Genomic DNA, 20,665 nt, shown 5'->3' with positions numbered 1-20,665 from the left:
GATAGCGATACCCAATCACTCAAACTCAAAGAGTGATCAAAGCGTCGCGGGATGGAGCAGCCCGGTAGCTCGTCAGGCTCATAACCTGAAGGTCGCAGGTTCAAATCCTGCTCCCGCAACCAAAAACTCAAATCAACGCAAATACTCTCGGGATGTAACCGCCTTAAACGGTCAGCGTTTCGTGGTCTTCAAGACAAGTGGAGGCAACATCGGCGCAAGCAGTGTACTTTCTGGATTGCAGCATAAAGCCAACTGCACTCGCTGTATAAGTCTACGCCTACTGCTCGTTCGCAAGATCCGGTACCTAAATTGGGTTAAAAGCCAAACTCGGACCCTGATCTAAGCCGCACCGCTGGTCATCCCGAGTAAAGGTCGATGGCGAGACCCGTCGTGATCCGCTTTGAATTTGAATTGATCCGCTAGACTTGCGAGACGTTGTGCATCTAGGTTCAAGTTCGATGTTGCCATCGACGACTGTTGGACCATGGCGGCATTGTCTTGCGTAACCCTGTCCAACTGCGTCATCGCGGAGTTGACCTCCTTAAGACTGACCGATTGATCTGAAGCCGACTCAACTATTTCGCCCATTACTTCGGCCACAGAACGGAATTTATCAAGCATTTCAGTCAACGAGTTGCCCGCACGTCCCACAAGTTCAACGCCTTGATCAACCTGAGCGGTGCTGTTTTCAATTAGAGATTTGATTTCCATCGCTGATTCAGACGATCGATGAGCCAGCCCTCTAACCTCTGCGGCGACAACTGCGAAACCGCTACCAGACGTGCCTGCTCTCGCTGCTTCTACTCCGGCGTTCAATGCAAGTAGATTCGTTTGAAATGCGATATCGTCAATTACTCCAACAATATGCGAAATATCGTCGGACCCCGATTTAATCGTCTGCATAGCCAAAATGGCCTCACGCACAGTATCGCCCGTCCTTTCAGCATTCTCCCTGGCTGAGTTTAACTCATTTTCTGCATTTCGGGCGTTGCGTGCAGAATCGTTGACCGCAGAAGTTACCAAATCCAGAGCCGCAACAGACTCCTCAAGTGCTGCCGCTTGATTCTCTGTTCGTTTCGACAGATCGTCTGCCGCTGAATTCATTTCGACGGCACTAGTTTGAATGCCAGCAGTTGTATGTGCCAGTTCCTTCAAAATCTCACGAAGTTTGTTTTGAGACTGATTGAAATTATCGCGAAGCTTGGCATACCCGTCGGCCATCTCCGCATCTATTTCTTCGGTCAAGTTTCCTTTAGAAAGCCTTTCCAAACCGGCTCCAATCGCCGCAACGGCTGTTTCTTGCTCTGCCTTCCTTTGTCGTTCGATGCTACTTTGCTGAACCTCGAAATCGTTTTTCTCACTTAAGCTATCTCGAAAGATGGAAAGTGCACCGGCAATTCTAAAAATTTCATCGCTGGATCTTCCGAATCCAGTTATTTCCGCTAAGTCGCCTCCGGCGAGCCGTTCGGTGGCAGTTCGCAATTTATCAAGTGGATTCCGAACCAAGATCCGTATCAAAAGGACTGACGATAAAGCCACGAAGCCAAGTAGAAAAAGCAAGCCATTGACGCGGTTTCTTGCCTCGAACACACTTCCCTCAATTCTAATCGCCATCGACCGAATGGCTGCCAAGTTGTCCACTGCCAAATCCGAGGCAACTGTCCCGATCTTTTGTACAGCTCGAGCGGTTTGTTCCGCTGCGCTCGCAGCTGTGTCGTTAGCAGACAGGGCTGCCAGTTTGTACGGAAGTAGCCCGGTATCCTTGGCTGCGAGCTTTGCTAATACTGTGAGATCTTCAGCCAATCTTCCATCTGAAAAATCCGCGAATTTCTCTAGTTCCACTCCAGCCTGTTCCAAGTTTGAGGCTGCGGCTTTCGCTTCAGCAGATCCTTTTGACACAGCGACATCGAGCGCCGCCAGTTGAAATCGGCTGATCCAATTGCTGATTTCAAACAAAGTGTTTATTTGAGCGACTTGAGTGTCCAGTAAAGATTGAATGGTATCTCGGTTGTTGATGCTAGCTTCGTCAGCCGAGATCGTTAGAAAAAACATTACATCATCTATTGCGTTCGATAGAAAAATATCCATCTCGCGCCGTTGCAACAAAATCTGATCTTGAGCGGTTGCTCCTGATTTGTTCTCAAGGCCAGCTAACGCCGAGTAGAAGTTCGCGGCGGTTTGAACGGTGCTTTTGAATTCTGCGGTAATCGAATTCTCACCTAGATCTTCAAGAACGCGCAAAAGCCGTCCCTCAGAAGCTTTCGCTACATCCGACAAGATTGTACGTGTAGCCGTGTCGTCGGTCATTTGAAGTGCGTACAGCATTCCCGAAAGCAAGTTGATTTCCGCTCTCGCTCTCAGAAGGATCTCCAAACCGGCGAACTGTTCGTTCACCAGTATCGAAAGAGTTTCCTCCACGCCCGCCATCGTGGACTCGCCGCCCATAGTCAAATCAAAATATGCCTCATCGGCCAGCTCAATCATCGTCGCCTGTAGGGCTTCACCCCTCATTTGTAACTCCACCATTTGCAAGGCGATTCCGTTTTGATTGCGAAACTGAATTCGCGTTGCATCCGTAAGCTGCGCGATCATAAGAGTTGCGTTGTTTGCGTCCTCCGAAACCATGGAGCGGACATCTTCAGGCAAGAGACCTACCACGCGCTCAAGTTCCGCTGTTGCTGCTTCGACGTTAGCAACCGCTACCCCGAAATCGGCCTCATTCCGAAGGGCCAAAACATCAATCATCGCGTTTTTGGTTCCGTCGGCAGCTTCCTTCAAGGCGCTGCTTTGTTCGAGCTCGATCAGGCGAACACCTGTAAGCTCTGTCATGCTGTCCGTGACGCGCGAAAACGCTACGAAAGCAACTGTTCCTACCAGCCCGGACACGGCTGTGAGAGACATTACTATCAGCATTATCCGGGAGCTGAGTTTGGAAAAAGGGCGCCACGAACGACCGGCAGGTGAAGTCATCTGTTCTCTAGCCTTTAGTTTCCGAAGGGTCAGGTGCCCGCCTGGAATACTTCAGGCGGGCTCTCGCTTTTCAGTCGACAGGCTCGAAACCACCGTCTGCGGTGATCCGTGTCAGAAATACGCTATCCATCCCTTGGTTGTCACCGGGACCAAATTCCATGACGACGCCGCCAAAATCCAGCATCTGGAGGTCGGTCATGGCGGAAAGGAAGGTTTCCCGCGTCAAATCTTGACCTGCGCTTTCCAACGCCTTGATGGCGAGACGACCCGTGAGATACCCCTCAAGAGACACAAAACCTGGCTCTGCCGAGGGATCAACCGCTTTCAATGCGGCCTGATACTGAGCGACGATCGGGATCGAAGCGTCCCAAGGGAAGGGCACGACTTGGCTTACAATCACGCCTTCTCCGGCTTCGCCAAGTTCGGCCGCCAATGCTTTTGAACCGACAAACGAGATGTTGACGAACGTCGGATTGAACTTCAGCTTGCGCGAAAGTTTGATGAATTCTGCGACTGGCTTATAGGCTCCGACCATCACGACAGCATCAGGTTTGGCTTTGCGGATCTCCAGAAGCGCCTTTTTGACCGCAACCGTATTGCGCGTGTAGGTTCCTTCCGCTGCAAGAGACATCCCTCTGCTCTCCAACGCAGCGGTTACGCCTGCCAAACCAACCCGGCCAAATCCGTCGTCTTGGTATAAGATGGCTACGGATTTCATCCCCTGTTGATCAACGAGATATTCGATCCAAGCTTCGGTTTCTGCGAAGTAAGTTGCCCGAACATTCAGCACGTTGCCGAGGGCTTCGTCACGGAGAAAGCCTGCGCCCGTGAACGGGCCGATAAACGGCAGCCCTGCCTCCGTCGCGATAGGCTGTGTTGCGGCAGAAGTTGGCGTGCCGACCGCCCCAATCAGTCCAATGTGATTGTCGCCGCCGATTACAGATTTAACATGAGCAATAGACATGTCGGGCTCATACCCATCGTTCTGGCTGTCGAGTACGATGGTTCGTCCGTGCACTCCTCCTGCGGAGTTGGCCTCGTCAAATGCGGCAGTCAGCCCGAGACGCATACCCTGCCCAAGTGCGGCCGCAGGGCCCTCCAAGGCCGCAACTTGCGCGAATCGCACTTCTCCGGAGTTTATCCCTTGAGCCGCATGGCCGATTACGGGTAGCGCGCAGACCAAGGCTGCAGTCTTTAGGAATGCTTTGAAGGTCATCTTGATGGATCCCTGTTGTTGAATCCTCGCAAGGTATTGCAGTGGGTGCTTTCCAATCGGTTACAGGGTTGGTTCAAATTCTAGCAAAACATGTAAAAAAACTTTGTTTCACAAGCACCGCCTTGGTTTGTCTGCGCTTTTCGCTTCAGTTTTGGAACGGATTTCTTTCTAAGAAATTGAATTGAATTGCAGGTGTCTCCAGCCAAGCGCGGAATCGCTCTTTTTCGAATAGTTACTTTCGAAATGCCACCTGCCAAAAACGCCATTTACAAAGCTTTCTCTTCCGAAATCGCTTCCAAGCGCGACGGTTGCTCTACCCGCAAGAGCGTCACACGCGTCACACGCGTCAAAGGTCGTCGATCAGCGTACACGTTAAATTAAGCAGTGTAGGGCCATTCTCAGCGGAGTTTCGGGCTTGCCGCCGAACTTCCCTTCTCGTGGCGCTTTCCCGGTTATTTGGACAACGAGGCTCAAAATGAGGCGAGCGCGCGACTTACTATTCGGGGTTCTAGCCGGCGTTTGTGTTGCGGCTGCTCCGATTGATGCGCAAACCGTTCTGAGCGGAAACCATAGCGTTGATGGTCGTTTGTGCGCGGGTCCTGAATGTTGGAACAGCGAGAGCTTTGACGACATTACGATGAAGGTCAAACACTCTGTGACTCGCCTTCTGTTTGAGGATACGTCAGGTGGCAGTTTTCCTTCGGTTGATTGGCTCTTTGAGGTGAACGGTCAAACAAGCTCCGAAGGAAACTTTTTTGCCATTCGAAATGCAGATGACGACAAACCACTTCTACACTTGAACGCGGCGGCCCCTGCGGACGCCATTCACTTGAACGCTCAGGGCGACCTTGGTTTGGGCACGAGCCTGCCCACCACGGATCTACATTTGGTCGACAATATGGATCCCGGCATCGCATTTGAAACCGTGAGTTCGGGGCAGCGGTGGGAGCTACACGGCAATGGAGCCGGGTTCTATCTGTTTGATCCCGGAACGGGTTCGCTGCCTTTGGAAATTCGGACAGGGGCGCCAGATCACGGGCTTTTCATGGATTCGGTTGGCAACACGGGTTTCGGAACCGGTGCGCCTTCTGCGGCGATACACGTGTTGCGCGGCGATGGCAGTGCGGGGTTGCGCGTAGAAAACACCTCCGGCAGCCCTTCTGCGGTGCGCGAAATGTTCAACATGACCAACAACGGCGGTTCATACTTTACACTGGACAACAGCCAAGCCGGTACGTCCTGGTACTTTGTCCATGAAAACAACGCGCCGAACCGCTTCATTATCTCTGATTCTGTGCCGGATGGTCCCGAAATGAGCCTGACTGCGAGCGGTCACCTTTCGGTACAGGGTGGGTTCCAGGTTGCCGGGACGCAATTGAATGTTCCTGACTACGTGTTCGAGTCGGATTACCCACTTCGATCGTTGGACGAAGTATCCGCCTTTATTGCGGAAAATGGTCACTTGCCGGAGATCCCTTCGGCGGCTGACGTCAATGCAAATGGTCTGGACATGACCCAAATGCAGTTACTCCTGTTGAAGAAAATTGAGGAACTCACCCTGTACACTTTGGAGCAGGAAGCGGTCATCCGGCGCCAAGAGGCACGACTCAGGGCGCAAGACCACGAATTGTCCGCAATTGTTGCGGCTCTGAACGGGCGGTTCGCTGACCTGGAAACTGCAATTCAACAATAGCTGTTGGTAAGGAAGACCCGACCTTCTGGATTGTGACACAAGATTTTTCACAAAACCGGAAGTTGTTCAGGTATACTTGGTTTTGGCCGGGCCATTTTGCCCGCAAAACGTGCTGAATTTTTGAATTTGAGGAGAGTCCCCATGGGTAAAATCAATGGTACGTCCATCTTTGTGAGCGCCACAGTTGTTTGCCTTCTGGCCGGTGCCGCCAGCGCTCAGAATGTCATCAATACGAACACCACTATCCGAAACAGCCTGTGTGTAGGTAATGATTGTGCCAACTCTGAATCCTACGGGTTCGATACGATCCGCCTGAAGGAAAACAATGTTCGCCTCCACTTTGATGACACATCGTCGTCGGCGAGTTTCCCAAACCAGGATTGGCGGCTTGAGGCGAACGCCAGCTCAAACGGCGGTGGCGAGTATTTCCGCATCATGGATGCCACAGCCAACCGGAGCGTGTTCACCGTCGAGGCTAATGGTCCGAACAACGCACTGTATGTCGATGATGGTGGCCGCGTCGGTGTCGGAACCTCGACCCCCGTGGGCCAGCTGCATGCGGTCACGGGCAATACGCCAACCTTGCGTTTGGAGCAGAACGGATCATCCGGTTTCACGCCGCAGACATGGGATGTCGCGGGTAACGAGGCGGGCTTCTTTGTTCGCGATGCCACCAACGGATCGACACTGCCTTTCCGAATTCGACCGGGTGCTGGCAGCCAATCCTTGACCATCGACAACGACAACGATGTGGGTATCGGAACGCTGACTTCCGAAGCGGCGCTGCATATTTTGAGAACGTCTTCTGGTGTCAAGCAGATGATACTTCTTGAGAACAACGGCGGCGGTTACATTACGATGGAAAACACGTCTACGGGTGACTCGTGGTTCTTCACACACGAAAACAGCAACCCGAACCGCTTCCTGATCACGCATTCGGATGGCGGCGTTCAGATGTCGCTCGATAAGACCGGCAACATGACGTTGCTTGGGGATCTCACGACAACCGGCGCTGTTTGTGGTGCGGGTTGTGACCGGGTTTTTGACGCAGACTATCCGCTGCCGACAATCAGCGAGCAGGCGGAACTGATGTTTGCCAATCGTCATTTGCCCAACGTTGGTCCCACGGATGAAAATGGTCCTTTCAACGTGACTCAGAAGGTTGCGGGAATGCTGAACGAGCTTGAAAAAGCGCATATTTACATTGCCCAACTTGAAGAGCGTCTTGCTTCGGTAGAAGCGATGATTGCGGAGTAAAAAACAGACGAACAGTCTGAACAGGCCCTGCTTTCGTGCGGGGCCTTCTTTTTTGTTACCGAGTTCTACGCATCACAGAAACATGACCGCGCGCTATAGACATTTGGCCGCGACAAGGCCGCCAAAGCGGCGATCCAAAAAATGCACCTGCCTACGGGACGCTTTGTAGGAGCAAGGGATGGTATTCCTTCTCGCCGGCAATGGAGGGTGCGGGCATCAGGATTTGCCAAGAGTTTCATCACCAATGTTCCGGGCCACACGAACCCTTTTCGATCGCTGGAACAATCCCGGAAAGCAACTGCGAAAGACTTTGTACCGAGCACTGCGCTAAACATCTTGATTAGCTCAGAGAATTCTTTGCTGGCCGACATTGATCTGGCTCGACGTTGGGTCGATGGGTTACCTAGGGTCACAGCGGTCTTCATCGTCCGTGCTCAGGAAGAACTGGCGAAGAGCGAATGAAAGCAGATGGTTGAAGACAACACGAGATACACTTTTCTATAGCGTTCGCGCATTTCACATCGTGGCCTAACTCATCTGTGCGCATGTATCCCGGAACAAGAACAGCCGTCTGGTAGGCGCCAGAATCTTACGGTACATCTTGCCAAGCGTTTTGGACGGAGAGCAGATTTGGATTGGAAAGAGTTCTACGACACCCGCGTGGCGGAGTTGGACCCGGACGACCATCTGTCCCAAGTCGGGCACACTGTTCACGGCCAGCCGATCCCCGAAGATCACCTGTTGGCTTTGCAAGCGCAGATGGCCGCGGAATTGCAAATAGGGCATTCGGATCGTTTGCTGGATCTGTGTTGCGGCAACGGGATTTTCACAAGGCCGCTCTCGGAACAGGCCGAAGCGGCCTTGGGCGTAGACTTTTCCAGCGCCATGCTTTCTGTCGCGCGACGAGATTTTCCGGGGCCGAATCTGCGGTATGAAGAGTTGGACGTGAGCGATATCGCTTCTCTCTCCGACCGGCCCGAAGCACCCTTCTCCCGCGTGATGATGTATGGGGCATGGCAGCATTTTGACCTAGGTGTCGGGCAACGTATTCTCGAAGATGTCCTGTCTATTTCCTCGGATGATCTTCGGATCGTACTCGGATTTGTTCCGGATTTTGATTTGAAACATAACTTTTTCGATACCCCCGAGAGGCGAGCGGCACATGAGGCGTATGTCGCTGCCGGGACTGATGCGTTCGGGAACTGGTGGAAAAAGGATGAGCTGGTAACAATCGCAGGCGATCTTGGGTTAACGTGCGAGTTCACCGATCTGCCAGCCAAGGTGCATGCGGCGCGTTACCGCTTCAATGCCACTCTTGTCCGTGGATGAAACCTCTGCCATTGGCGGGGTCTTTGAGGCCGCACAAAGCGGGCGGTCTGTTCCTGAAAGCCTGTGGGATCTTTGGACGGCTGGAGCGGCGCAGGTCCTTACATTCTCCAATGCTCGTTCAGCATTTGCCCATGTCATCGCGGGTTTTGGCCCGCGCCGGGTTTGGGTGCCAGCCTATATGTGCCGGGACATGGCGGAGGCAGCGCCAAAGGCTCTGTTTTACCATGTGGATGATACCTTTTCCCCTGACGTTCAAGTCCTTGATGCGTCTCTCAGACCCGGTGACTTGTTGCTTGGGTTCAACCCGTTCGGGCGCCCCAACGAGGTGTTTCGCAAATTGGTCCAGAGCCATCCCGATGTGATTTTTGTCGAGGACAATGCGCAGGCATTGCACACAGCCTCGCATCCTTGGGGTCACGTGCAAATATATAGCCCGCGCAAGCTGCTTGGCGTGCCGGATGGCGGCTTGCTTGTTGATCGGGCGGGTTTGCTCCCTGTTCCAAAACAGCGTCCCGCATCCACAGCAAGACTTCGGCGCGCAGGTTTGATGCGTGCCCGTGATCCTTTGGATCGGGAAAACGAGCGTTGGTATCAAGCTTTCCGAGAGGCCGAAGCCTCCATGACGATTTCTGATCAAGGCATGAGTGCAACGACAAAACGCGTGCTTGCGAGTTCGGCTTGGCGCAACATCGCCGAAACCCGTCGGGCCAATTACGCGCGTCTGCACAGTCGACTGGCAGATCTTGCATTTTTGCCAGATCGAAAGCCAGCGTGGGTACCGCTTGGCTTTCCGATCAGGGTCAGGGATGCGGCGGAACTTGCTCGCGATTTGGCCGTTTATCGCGTTTTCGCTCCGCGACACTGGCCCGAGTTGGCGGGACCAAACTTGGCGACTTCCGAGCGAGCGATGCACCATCAGATGCTTACACTCCCATGCGATCAGCGATACACGGAAGAAGACATGGATCGCGTGTCGCGGGTGCTAAGGAAGGCATTGAGTTGAGACATCCTTACAATACGGAAGGCTATGCGAGGACCTTGCCGGGCGGGGATCCGGTTTTCCAAAGCGAGGCTCTGGGCGTGCCGCTTCGTTTAACGCCGATTCCGGGGACCGATTGGATAGACGCTTGTGGAGCTTACCCGCTTTCGCCCGAACTCTCGCAATGCAGCCGCGAAACCCTTCTGGAGGAGCTTTGCACGCTCGGGGTGGTCAGCCTGGTTCTTGTCGGAGACCCTTGGGCCGAAGCCGCACCGGAATGCTTCGATTTTGCAAAGCCCTACAAGCCCCATCATGTCATTGATCCTGATGTGGGTCCGGCCCGGTTTTCGAACCACCACAGGGCAGAGGTGCGCCGCGGCCATCGGCGGGTCGAGGCGAAAGAAATCACACTTGCAGAGCACCTTGATCCATTTATCGCGCTCTATGATGTTTTGATTGAACGCCATGGGTTCAGTGCCCAGCACAGATTCGGACGAGACCATTTTGTATGGCTTTCAAAGAATCCCGACGTTTTTCCAGTCTTCGGCGCGTTTCTTGATGGCACACTCGTGTCAGCTCATATTTTCGCATTGCACGAAGACAAGGCATACTCGCATCTCGCTGCCTCCGCGCCGGAAGGGTACAAGAACAGCGCGGCCTATGCCGTTTACGACTTGGCCATTCGCCAGTTGGAAGGAATGAAGATCACCTTGGGTGGCTCACCGGACATGTCCAAGAACGGGACGGGTGGCGGTCTCGACGCTTTTAAAAGCGGTTTTGCCAATGCAACGCGGAGCCCCCATCTGTGTGGCTTGATTGTTGACCCGGACAGGTATCAGATGCTTTGCGGAGCGACTTCAAAAGTATCTGAAGAAACGGGATTTTTTCCAGCGTACAGAAGTCCTGCGTTGCGCTCATAAGGCGGTAAGCTGTCCGATGACCGCAACATGTGGTTTTTCCGGCACGGCATGTCGGCTTCCTGCCGAGGAGCCAACCCGCCTCTTTATTCCAAGCGCGCAAACCTGCACAAAAGGGTAGCCCACTGCCGGGCTATGCTGCCGCGCTGTCATTTTCTATGCGTGGTCTGGGTGGAAACAGGAGACGGCTTTTGCGCCTTCGGATCGGATCCTTCGCGGTATCCCTGTGCCTTGCCATGGGCATTGGTTCCGAAGCTGTGTCGCAAAGCAATCCCTGGACGCGCCCGACGCTGTCGTTCACGGGTGTGCCGGGGATCGTCGATATGCCGACGGCACACCAGATGCAGGACGCGGATCTCACGGCAACGTTGGGGTTTGTGGATGGAACGGCCCGCACGACCTTTCATTTTCAGATCACACCGCGCCTGTCCGGGGTGTTTCGGTATACGGCGTTTGGCGACTTCTTCAACAACGGCGTTGATTATTACGACCGCAGCTTTGATCTTCGGTACCAGCTTTTGCAGGAGGGGCGGTATCACCCTGCAGTGACGGTTGCCTTGCAGGACTTTGGTGGCACCGGGGTGTTTGCGGGCGAGTACGTCGTGGCGACCAAGACGTTCGGTAAACTGCGCGCGACAGGCGGGATAGGCTGGGGCCGCTTCGGCAGTTATAATGGGTTTACAAATCCGCTGGGCTTGTTCTCGGACCGGTTCAAGGTTCGACCCAATCAAACTCGAGGTGTTGGCCAGACTGGTCGACTTGATACCAGCCATTGGTTCCGAGGTGACGCCGCTCTGTTCGGTGGGTTGGAGTACGCGGTCAATGACCGGTTGCGTCTGGGCCTGGAATACTCTTCGGACAATTACGACCTAGAACAGACCAATGCCGGGTTTGACCGGTCGTCGCCTTTCAACTTCGGCCTGAACTACCGTTTCCGCAACGGTGTCGATATGCGCGCGGCGTATCTTTATGGCAGCACGGTTGCGGTGCAGTTCAGCTACACGCTCAACCCCAAGAAGCCGAGGCGCAGTGCCCCGGTTCTTGACGGCGGTCCGCCCCCCTTGCTTGTTCGCGCGCCGGGCGCGGCGGCCAATCTGGGGTGGACGCAGCAGGACGGAGCGGCTGAGAACCTGCGAGATCAGGTTGCGCAGGTGCTTGCTGCGGATGGGCTGGCACTGGACGGGTTTTCGGTGCGGGCCCGCCGGGTTCTCGTGCGGTTCCGCAATCCGACAGACACGAACACCGCACAGTCCATAGGCCGCATCGCCCGCACGCTCAGCGTGCTTATGCCCGCCTCGGTCGAACAGTTCGAGATCGTCCCGGTGTCCGGGAATGGCCTTGCTCTGTCTCGGATCACGCTGAACAGAAGTGATCTCGAAGAGCTGGAATATGCACCGGACGGCGCATGGCAGAGCTTTGCGCGGGCGCGGATCGAGGACGCCACAACCGGCGATTTGACAGCCGATCTGTCCGGCCCTGCGACACCATCCTTCACGTGGCGGATTGGTCCATACCTTCAGGCGACTTATTTCGATCCGGACAGCCCGATTCGGGTCGATGTGGGTGTCGAAGGAACCTTTCGCTATGAACCAGTCTCCGGCCTCGTCTTAAGCGGCGGAGTCCGGCATCGGCTCAGCGGCAATCGCGGCGAGACGCGGCCATCTGAATCGGTTCTGCCGCATGTGCGCTCCGATGTCGGCCTCTATGCCGAAGCTGGCGAAACCGCGCTGACCAACCTCACCATCGCCCATTATTTCCGCCCGGGCAAAGATCTCTACGGCCGCGTGACGGCTGGGTACCTTGAGACGATGTATGCCGGTGTGTCCGGTGAGCTTCTGTGGAAGCCGGTCAACAGCCGGTTGGCCCTCGGTGTGGAACTGAATTACGTGCGCCAGCGCGAGTTCGATCAGGGTTTTGGCCTTCGGGATTACGACATCCTGACAGGGCACGTGTCGGCCTACTACAAGGCCAGCAATGACTTCCACTACCAGCTGGACGTGGGCCGCTATCTTGCCGGAGATTGGGGCGCGACGCTTACCATTGACCGCGAGTTTGCCAACGGTATCAAAGTCGGAGCATTTGCCACGCTGACTGACGTGCCGTTTGATACCTTCGGGGAAGGATCTTTTGACAAGGGCCTGCGTTTCGAAATCCCAGTCTCCGCCTTCACGGGCCGAAAATCCACCAACAGCGTATCCCGTACGATTCGTCCTGTTTTGCGGGATGGTGGTGCGCGGCTGAACGTGAACGGGCGACTGTACAATGATGTGCGGGATTATCATCAGAGCGACCTGCAAAAGCAGTGGGGACGGTTCTGGAGATGATGCGCCTTGTTCTTTCCCTCCTGTGCCTGTCGATCCTGTCCGCATGCAGCAGTTCCGGCTCTGAGTTGAACGCGCTCCGGGGCACCTTGTCCGGCATAATGGGGCAACGGGCAGCGCCGCCGAACCTGCGCCAGTCCTTGACGCCGGAAGCGATTGCGAACTTCAACGGACCGCTGATGTTTGTAGAGGTTACGGGCAACGGCATTCAGGCGGGTCTGACCCCGGGCGTGCGCAATGGCGCGGTTCAGCAATGGATCACGCAAGATGCGGCAAGCCTCAGCTTTCTTGGGGGAATCGTGACGGCGAGCCGGGGACTTGGCGGCGATCTGATCACCGCGGATGTGCGGGACGTGGCGGCGGCTGTGCAAGGACGGGCTGATCACGCCGAACGGGTTCACCGCTACCTGACCCATGAAAACAGCCTCGAAATCCGCGCTTTCAAATGCAGCTATGTGCAAGCAGGCCCGGACAGTGCAGATACGCTGGCCGGGCGCTTCCCGGCACGGCGGGTCGAGGAAACCTGCTATGACAGCAAAGGTTTGAAGGTAGAAAACCAGTATTGGATCGACCGCTCCGGCGTTGTCAGACGATCGGTGCAATGGATCAGCCCTTTTGTCGGATACGTGGACATCCATCGCCTGAAAGACCGTTAATTCGGCATTATCATCGCCTCGCCCGGTGCAGGCGGTAAAAGGTAAACGGTTTCGTTGCGCCGAAAGGCCGTTTGGTGTAGGCGTTCGAAAGATTGATTTTCGGAGTGCAAATCATGAAGAGCAAAGTTCTTACTTCTTTTGTGCTGATTGCAGCAATGGCGAGCGCCAACGGTGTGGCCGCTCAGCAGCAGCAGGAATGTGATAGCAACGAATCCACCCCCCAAACCGATGACGACTGCACAATTCTTGGCGGTCTCTCCGGTTCTGGCGCTGGTGTCGGTGTTGCCATCGCGGGCGCGGCCGCGCTTGCCATTCTTGGCGCCGCAGGCGGCGGCGGTGGTGGTGGCGGCGAGACGCCGAATACCTTTGTTGTCGGCCAATAAATCGCGCATTGCCGTGACGAACAGATGAATGAGGCGAACCTGCATCGGGTTCGTCTTTTTTGTTTTGGGCTATTGCCAAAACTGGCACCGCATAGTCTCAGCGGGTAGACTCCCATCCAGACAATTTCAGTTTAGGACGCGCCAATGCTCAGGCCACTTTCTGCCGCTCTTGCCTTTGCATTCCTGATTGGATGCGACGTGGTGTATCAATCGCCGAGCGTCAATCCTCTGAACGATGACGACACAAAGGTGCGCGTTGTCGAGATGACCCCGGAAACGGTCATTTCCGCCAACCGCTCGTCCTTCAAACCCAAACAGCTGCCGGGTGTATTCTTTGCTGCGGCCGGGGCCGGGGCCAACCCGCGTGGAGTTGGGGCTTTGCCGCGTCCGATCGGGGATCCCGGTCAGGCAAGTGGCTTTCTCGAAACGCGGATTCCCCCGCAGATCAGTGACCGTCCTTACCAGATCGGGGTGGGCGATGTCCTCCTCCTCGCCACGCCGCAAACGGGCAATACGGTTGAGCAGCTGACCGGTCTGCTGGCCGCGTCTAACGCGCGCCAAGGTTACACCGTGCAGGACGATGGCGCGATTGCGATCCCGAACGTGGGCCGTGTGCAGGTTCGTGGCATGACCATTGATCAGGCCGAGGCCGAACTGTTCCAGCGGCTTGTTGAAAACCAGATTGATCCGACGTTCAGCCTCGAGATTGCCGAGTTCAATTCTCAGAAAGTGTCCATTGGTGGTGCCGTGTCCCAGCCGACGGTGACTTCGATTGGTCTGACGCCGCTCTATCTGGACGAAGCGCTTGCAGCGGCCGGTGGGGTCAATGCCTCCGATCTGGATTATGCCTCGGTGCGGATCTATCGCGATGGGACGCTCTATCAAATCCCGCTCAGCGAGCTCTATTCCAACCGGGGCCTGCAGCGCACACGGTTGCAACAAGGCGACAGTGTTTTTGTCGACACGCAGGTTCAGCTTGATCAGGCGCAGGCCTACTTCGAACAGGAAATCAGGACAGCACAATTCCGGCAATCCGCGCGGGTCAACGCGCTGAATGAATTGCAGGCCGAAGTTAACATTCGCCGCAATGCGATGCAGGACACGCGACAGAACTACCTGACCCGGCTCGAACTCGATTCCGTGGAGCGGGACTATGTGTATCTGACTGGCGAAGTGTCGGAGCAAAGCCGCTACCCGCTGCCCTTTGGGAAGACGGCGTCGCTTGCCGATGCGCTCTACAGCAACGGTGGGATTCCGACGGAAACGGGGAATGTCCGGGAAATCTACGTGCTGCGCGGCTCGGAAGATGCGCGCGAGTTTGGGGCTGTAACCGCTTGGCAACTGGACGGGCGGAACGCGGCCAATTTCATGCTTGCGACACGGTTTGAACTGCGGCCGAACGATGTGATCTTTGTCTCGGAGCAGCCGGTGACCCGTTGGGGGCGCGTGATCCGTCAGATCACCCCGTCGCTGATTACAACAACTGTGGCCGCTGCGGCCAACTAAAAGCCGGTCTCAGAACGAAAAAAGCCGGGGATCATCCCCGGCTTTCTTGTTTGGTGGTTTCGGTGATCAGCCGCGCGCGTAGACGTCTTCGTATCGGACGATATCGTCCTCACCGAGGTACGTTCCGGTCTGCACTTCAATCAGAACCATGGGCACCTTGCCGGGGTTCTCCATGCGGTGAACAGCGCCAAGCGGGATGTAAACGGACTGGTTTTCAGTCAGCAATTTGACCTCATCATCGACGGTCACCTTTGCGGTGCCTTCAACGACGATCCAGTGTTCGGATCGGTGGAAGTGGCTTTGCAACGAAAGCGATGCGCCCGGGTGTACAAGGATGCGTTTCACCTGGAAGCGCTGACCCACAACGAGGCTTTCAAACCAACCCCATGGACGGTGGTCTTTCGGGAATTGCGCCGCCTGAAGCGCGCCCTTTTCCTTGAGCGTCGAGACCGCCAGTTTCACGTCCTGAGCCCGGCGCATATCGGCCACAAGAACGGCATCGTTCATGGCCACGGCCATCACGTTCTCAAGGCCGATCCCGACGATTTCTAGGTTCGGGTTCTCGGAGCGCAGCAGGGTGTCCCGGCAGTCGATTGCCGTGGCGTTGTCCTCGGCAACGACGCCTGCATCATCGGGCCCGCTTTCGCGCCAGACCGCGTCCCATCCACCCAAGTCCGACCAGCCCGCGCTGAAGGGAACAACGGCAAGGTTGTCGGCCTTTTCCATGACCGCATAGTCGATGGAGATGTCTTCGGCCCGGCTCCAGGGATCCGCGGCAAGGCGCAGGAACCCGAGATCCGTTTCGGCCTCGGAGACGGCGGTTTTGACCGGATCACACAGATCGCCAGCGTGTTTTTCAAACGCGGCGATGATGTCGGCGGCGCGGAACAGGAAAATCCCGGCATTCCACATGTAGTTGCCCGCCTTGAGCAGCTCGGCGGCCCGATCTGCGTCCGGTTTTTCCACAAAACGGGTCAACGGCTGGGCCGCTTCGGAGTCGTCCGGGCAGCCCGCCAGTTCCAGATAGCCGTAGGCGGTTTCTGCGTGGGTCGGCGCGATACCAAAGGTCACCAGCTTGCCTTCTTCCACCGCTTTCAACCCGCGTTCTACGGCGGCGTGAAACGCTGCGGTATCCGGGACAACGTGATCGGATGGGGCGACGAGCATTACCGCATCGGGATTGTTTTGTGATGCGTAGAGCGCGGCGGCAAGCACGGCGGGCGCCGTGTTGCGTCCCTCGGGTTCGATCAGCACCGCACCGGGATCAATCCCCACTTCGGCCAGCTGTTCGGTGACGATGAACCGGAAATCGGCGTTTGTCAGAACCATCGGCTTGTCAAAGGTCAGCGTATCGGTGCCGCCCGACATGCGCTTGGATGACGCCTGAAACAGCGTCTCTTCGCTCATCAGTTTGGCAAATTGCTTGGGATAACTCTTCCGCGACAACGGCCAAAGACGCGTGCCGGAACCGCCACAAAGAATGACTGGAATAATTGAGGTGAAAGCCATTTTGAAACCCTGTTAGAAGGTGTTGCGCCTTGCTTAGCAAATGATGGTGGCTAGGCCAATGCGCGTTCTGCATTGCAGAATAGCGCGCGCGGATCAGCGCCCTTTTTTCATAGCATCCAGCAAAGCAGCACCCAGCGCTCCGGTTTGCCCGCCAGAACTTTGCTTTCCGCGCGGCGGTTGGGACTTGGACGGCTTTTGCCGCGGGCCGGAGTTCCGGTCTTGCCTCTCTGGTCGCCCACCGCCTTTGCCACCGTCCTTGCGCATCGAGAGGCCAATACGTTTGCGCGGCACATCCACCTCCGTGACGGAAACGGTCACCACGTCTCCGGCCTTGACCACATCATGCGGATCTTTGATGAACCTGTCGGCCAGCTGACTGATGTGCACAAGCCCATCCTGATGCACGCCAATATCGACAAACGCGCCGAAGGCGGCGACGTTGGTCACCGTGCCTTCCAGCCGCATGCCGGGTTTGAGATCCTTGATGTCCTCGACACCGTCGGCAAAGCTGGCGGTCTTGAAGTCCGGACGCGGATCTCGGCCCGGTTTTTCAAGCTCAGATAGAATATCCCGAACCGTTGGCAGGCCGAAGGTGTCGTCCACGAATTGTTCGGCTCTGAGACCACGAAGTGCAGATCCATCGCCCATGATCGCGCGAATATCGCGCCCGCAGGCTTTCACAATCTTGCGCGCCACGCCGTAGGCTTCGGGGTGCACCGAAGAGGCATCCAACGGCTCTGTTCCGTCCTGAATGCGCAGGAACCCCGCGCATTGCTCGAAGGTCTTCGCGCCCAGCCCTGGCACTTTCATCAACGCTTTGCGTGAGGGGAAAGCGCCGTGGATGTCGCGGTGATCGACGATGTTCTGCGCCGTGCCCGCGGACAGCCCCGCGATATACGCAAGGAGGGGCGCGGAGGCCATGTTAAGGTCAACCCCCACCGCGTTCACCGCATCTTCGACAACTGCTTCAAGCGCTTGGGCGAGGCGGCGCTGATCGACGTCGTGCTGGTATTGACCGACACCAATGCTCTTGGGTTCGATTTTCACCAGTTCCGCCAGCGGATCCTGCAAGCGCCGGGCAATGGAAACCGCGCCGCGCAGGGAGACATCGAGATCCGGAAACTCTTTCGACGCCAGTTCGGACGCGGAATAGACAGAAGCACCGGCCTCCGAGACGACGACCTTCTTCGGAGCGTTCACGGACTTGGGCAAAAGCTTCAGCGTATCGGCTACAAGCCGCTCGGTTTCACGGCTGGCGGTCCCATTGCCAATGGCAATCAGATCCACACCATGCCGCTGAACCATCGCCAGAATTGCCGCTTCCGCTCCGCGCACATCCATTTTTGGCTGGAAGGGGTAAAGCGTGGCGGTCTCCACGAGTTTTCCGGTCGCATTAACCACGGCGGCCTTCACGCCGGTGCGAATGCCCGGATCGAGACCCAGCGTTGCCTTGGCACCCGCAGGTGCGGCGAGCAGCAAGTCTTTGAGGTTGCGGGAGAAAACATCAATGGCGGCTTCATGTGCCCGTTTGCGCAGTTCGGAAAGGAGGTCGACATACATCGACAGGCTCAGCTTGATCCGCCACGTCCAGCTGGCCGCATCGCGCAGCCATATATCGCCGGGTTGCTCGCCCTTCGTTCCCAGAACGGCACAGACCATGCCGATGGCGCGCGGCACGCCGGTTTCTGCGTCAGGGGCGATTTCAATGGTTACGATTTCTTCCTTGGCCGCCCGCAGGATGGCCAAAGCCCGGTGCGAGGGGATGTCTGCCCATTTCTCCGAATGATCGAAATAATCGGAAAACTTCGCGCCTTCCTGCTCTTTGCCGGGCTGCACGCGCGCAGTGATCCGCGCCTCAGCCATCATGAAGGTTCGAAGCTTGCCCAGAAGCTCCGCGTTCTCGGTCAGTTCCTCGGCCAGAATGTCCCGTGCGCCTTCGAGCGCCTTTTTCACATCGGGAATATCGCCCTTCACATAACCTTCTGCCAGTTTCGTCGGATCCGCGCCACGGTTTTCGACAATCCCGCGCAACAACGGTTCCAGCCCGTTTTCCCGGGCGATCATCGCACGCGTTCGGCGTTTGGGCTTGTAAGGAAGGTAGATGTCTTCAAGCGCCGCCTTGGTTTCGGCCTGCGCAATCTGCCGGGTCAGCGCATCTGTCAGCTTCCCCTGATCCTTGATCGACGACAGGATTGTGGCCCGCCGGGCCTCCATCTCGCGCAGGTACGCCAGGCGGTCGTTCAGGGTGCGCAACTGCGCATCGTCAAGCCCGCCCGTGACTTCTTTCCGATACCGCGCCACGAAAGGCACCGTCGCCCCACCGTCCAGAAGCTCCACGGCAGCGGCAACCTGTTTCGGGGCCGCGCCGATTTCGGTGGCGATTGTGCGGCTGATGCGCTCGGCGGTGTCGGACATTGGCGTCTCCTTCCTCTTGGGAAGACCGTGATAGCCCTCGCCCATGTCGCTCGCAAGCGGCCAAATCGGTTGCCTTTGCGGCGCGCCTTGGGCATCAACCGTTTGAGCAAAATGGAGAGCGGAATGGCGCCGAAATTCGGAACATCCGGCCTGCGCGGGCTGGTTACGGAACTGACCGAGGAACTGGTCACGGATTACACAAACGCCTTCCTTTTGGCCTGCCCGACTGGCGGTGCAGTGCATGTGGGCCGCGATTTGCGCCCCTCTTCGCCGGAAATCGCGGAATGGGTGCTGCGCGCGGTGGAAGCCGCAGGTGTTCAGGCCATTGATTGCGGCGTGCTGCCGACCCCGGCCTTGGCGCTCTCTTCGCTGGAAGCCGGACAAGCGGCGATCATGGTGACCGGAAGCCACATCCCGGCAGACCGCAACGGGCTGAAATTCTATGTACCAACCGGTGAAATCAGCAAGCCGGACGAAGAGGCGATAACAGCGAACCGGGGCAAAACAGCAGCCTTGGGTGAGCAGGTCGCCAGACGGGAAAATGACGCGGTCAGCGCTTATGCGCAGCGCTATGTCACGGGGTTCGGCGCGGCTTTGAATGGGCTCCGGATCGGCGTTTACCAACACAGCTCCGTGGCGCGCGACGTGATGGTGGACGTTCTCAAAGCGCTTGGCGCAGAACCGGTGCCACTGGCCCGCTCCGACACGTTTATCCCGGTTGATACCGAAGCGCTGGATCCTGACACGCGTGCCATGCTGGCGGGATGGTGCGCAGAGCATGGGCTTGATGCGGTTGTCTCGACCGATGGTGATGCGGACCGTCCCATGGTGGCGGATGCCACAGGCCGGGTCATTCCCGGCGACGTGCTTGGCGCACTGACGGCGCGGGCGCTGGGCGCGAAAGTCCTCTGCACCCCGGTCAGTTCCAACACGATGATTGCGCAGATGCCGGAGTTTGACACGGTTCAGCTCACCCGGATTGGCTCGCCTTATGTGATTGCCGCAATGGAAGCGGCGCTGGCCACGGACGCCGCCGCGCAAGTTGTGGGTTACGAGGCCAACGGCGGTTTCCTATTGGGTTTTGAAGCGAATGGCCCTGCCGGGCTGCTTGTCCCACTGATGACGCGCGATTGTCTGCTGCCGATCATTGCCCCCTTGGCTGAAGCAGCCAAACAAGGCGTCTCGCTCGCGGCTCTGGCCGATGATCTCCCGCCACGTTTTACCGCCGCCGACCGGATTCAAGGTATTGAGACGGATCGGTCCAAGGCCTTTATCGCGGAGCTTTCTGGTGACGCGGAAGCACGAAAGGCGTTCTTTGCCGAGACAGGGGCAGAGGCAACCGTTGATGAGACCGACGGATTGCGTGTCTCATTTGAGACCGGCGATGTGGTTCACCTGCGCCCCTCCGGCAATGCGCCGGAGTTCAGGTGTTATGCCGAGGCGGACAACGCGGATCGCGCGCTGTCCCTCGTCACCGTCTATCTGGATAAACTGAAAACGCGGCTCGCCTGAGT

Annotated in this window: 14 protein-coding genes and 1 tRNA gene; 10 read left to right on the top strand and 5 right to left on the bottom strand. The window is 56.8% G+C overall.

Annotated features, from left to right (window positions below; genetic code table 11):
• Positions 1-45: 45 nt before the first annotated feature.
• Positions 46-122 (top strand) — tRNA-Met (locus tag E4662_RS13505).
• 217 nt (positions 123-339) lie between these two features.
• On the opposite strand, the gene E4662_RS13500 is transcribed toward E4662_RS13505, so the two are convergent.
• Positions 340-2,901, bottom strand: coding sequence for a methyl-accepting chemotaxis protein (locus E4662_RS13500; RefSeq protein WP_168797974.1), 2,562 nt, complete (start codon positions 2,899-2,901; stop codon positions 340-342).
• A gap of 139 nt (positions 2,902-3,040) precedes the next feature.
• Complete coding sequence (locus E4662_RS13495; RefSeq protein ID WP_136442097.1) at positions 3,041-4,186, bottom strand: ABC transporter substrate-binding protein; 1,146 nt, start codon at positions 4,184-4,186, stop codon at positions 3,041-3,043.
• A 637-nt stretch (positions 4,187-4,823) separates the two neighbouring features.
• On the opposite strand from E4662_RS13495, the gene E4662_RS13490 reads away from it, so the two are divergent.
• From E4662_RS13490 to E4662_RS13460, 7 genes are all read left to right on the top strand, one after another.
• The gene (locus E4662_RS13490; RefSeq protein ID WP_136442096.1) at positions 4,824-5,879 is read left to right on the top strand and encodes a hypothetical protein; all 1,056 of its coding nucleotides are present in this window, start codon (positions 4,824-4,826) and stop codon (positions 5,877-5,879) included.
• A 141-nt stretch (positions 5,880-6,020) separates the two neighbouring features.
• A complete protein-coding gene (locus E4662_RS13485) occupies positions 6,021-7,136 on the top strand; it encodes a hypothetical protein (protein ID WP_136442095.1) in 1,116 nt (371 codons plus the stop codon).
• Positions 7,137-7,796: 660 nt separating this feature from the next.
• Entirely contained in the window at positions 7,797-8,465 is a 669-nt protein-coding gene (locus E4662_RS13480) for a class I SAM-dependent methyltransferase (RefSeq protein ID WP_136442094.1), read from the top strand.
• A complete protein-coding gene (locus E4662_RS13475) occupies positions 8,458-9,468 on the top strand; it encodes an aspartate aminotransferase family protein (RefSeq protein WP_136442093.1) in 1,011 nt (336 codons plus the stop codon). Before E4662_RS13480 ends, E4662_RS13475 begins: the two co-directional genes overlap by 8 nt.
• On the top strand, positions 9,465-10,364 hold the full coding sequence (locus E4662_RS13470) for a GNAT family N-acetyltransferase (RefSeq protein ID WP_168797973.1): 900 nt from the start codon (positions 9,465-9,467) through the stop codon (positions 10,362-10,364). Before E4662_RS13475 ends, E4662_RS13470 begins: the two co-directional genes overlap by 4 nt.
• A 188-nt stretch (positions 10,365-10,552) precedes the next feature.
• Positions 10,553-12,685: a YjbH domain-containing protein gene (locus E4662_RS13465; protein ID WP_240705191.1), complete on the top strand. Its 2,133-nt coding sequence runs from the start codon at positions 10,553-10,555 to the stop codon at positions 12,683-12,685.
• The gene (locus tag E4662_RS13460; RefSeq protein ID WP_136442090.1) at positions 12,682-13,338 is read left to right on the top strand and encodes a YjbF family lipoprotein; all 657 of its coding nucleotides are present in this window, start codon (positions 12,682-12,684) and stop codon (positions 13,336-13,338) included. The genes E4662_RS13465 and E4662_RS13460 overlap by 4 nt, the downstream gene beginning before the upstream one ends.
• Here E4662_RS13460 and E4662_RS24105 read toward each other — a convergent pair.
• Positions 13,335-13,766 (bottom strand): hypothetical protein, encoded by a 432-nt coding sequence (locus E4662_RS24105; RefSeq protein WP_168797972.1) that lies wholly within the window; start codon positions 13,764-13,766, stop codon positions 13,335-13,337. The two genes, E4662_RS13460 and E4662_RS24105, sit on opposite strands and share 4 nt — an antisense overlap.
• A 99-nt stretch (positions 13,767-13,865) precedes the next feature.
• Here E4662_RS24105 and E4662_RS13450 point away from each other — a divergent pair, with 99 nt between their 5' ends.
• Complete coding sequence (locus E4662_RS13450) at positions 13,866-15,227, top strand: polysaccharide biosynthesis/export family protein (protein WP_136442088.1); 1,362 nt, start codon at positions 13,866-13,868, stop codon at positions 15,225-15,227.
• A 66-nt stretch (positions 15,228-15,293) separates the two neighbouring features.
• Here E4662_RS13450 and E4662_RS13445 read toward each other — a convergent pair whose 3' ends face one another.
• Both E4662_RS13445 and E4662_RS13440 read right to left on the bottom strand, forming a co-directional pair.
• Positions 15,294-16,736, bottom strand: a complete 1,443-nt coding sequence (locus E4662_RS13445; RefSeq protein WP_136442087.1) for a mannose-1-phosphate guanylyltransferase/mannose-6-phosphate isomerase — start codon at positions 16,734-16,736, stop codon at positions 15,294-15,296.
• Positions 16,737-16,829: 93 nt separating this feature from the next.
• Complete coding sequence (locus tag E4662_RS13440) at positions 16,830-19,151, bottom strand: Tex family protein (protein ID WP_136442086.1); 2,322 nt, start codon at positions 19,149-19,151, stop codon at positions 16,830-16,832.
• A gap of 123 nt (positions 19,152-19,274) precedes the next feature.
• Between E4662_RS13440 and E4662_RS13435 the strand changes: the two genes are divergently transcribed.
• Positions 19,275-20,663: a phosphomannomutase gene (locus E4662_RS13435; protein WP_136442085.1), complete on the top strand. Its 1,389-nt coding sequence runs from the start codon at positions 19,275-19,277 to the stop codon at positions 20,661-20,663.
• The last annotated feature ends 2 nt before the right edge of the window (positions 20,664-20,665 follow it).

The organism is Pacificoceanicola onchidii (assembly GCF_004804335.1).
Taxonomy (GTDB): domain Bacteria; phylum Pseudomonadota; class Alphaproteobacteria; order Rhodobacterales; family Rhodobacteraceae; genus Pacificoceanicola; species Pacificoceanicola onchidii.
Note: the sequence above shows the minus strand (reverse complement) of the source record. Positions and strands in the feature narration are given on the sequence as shown.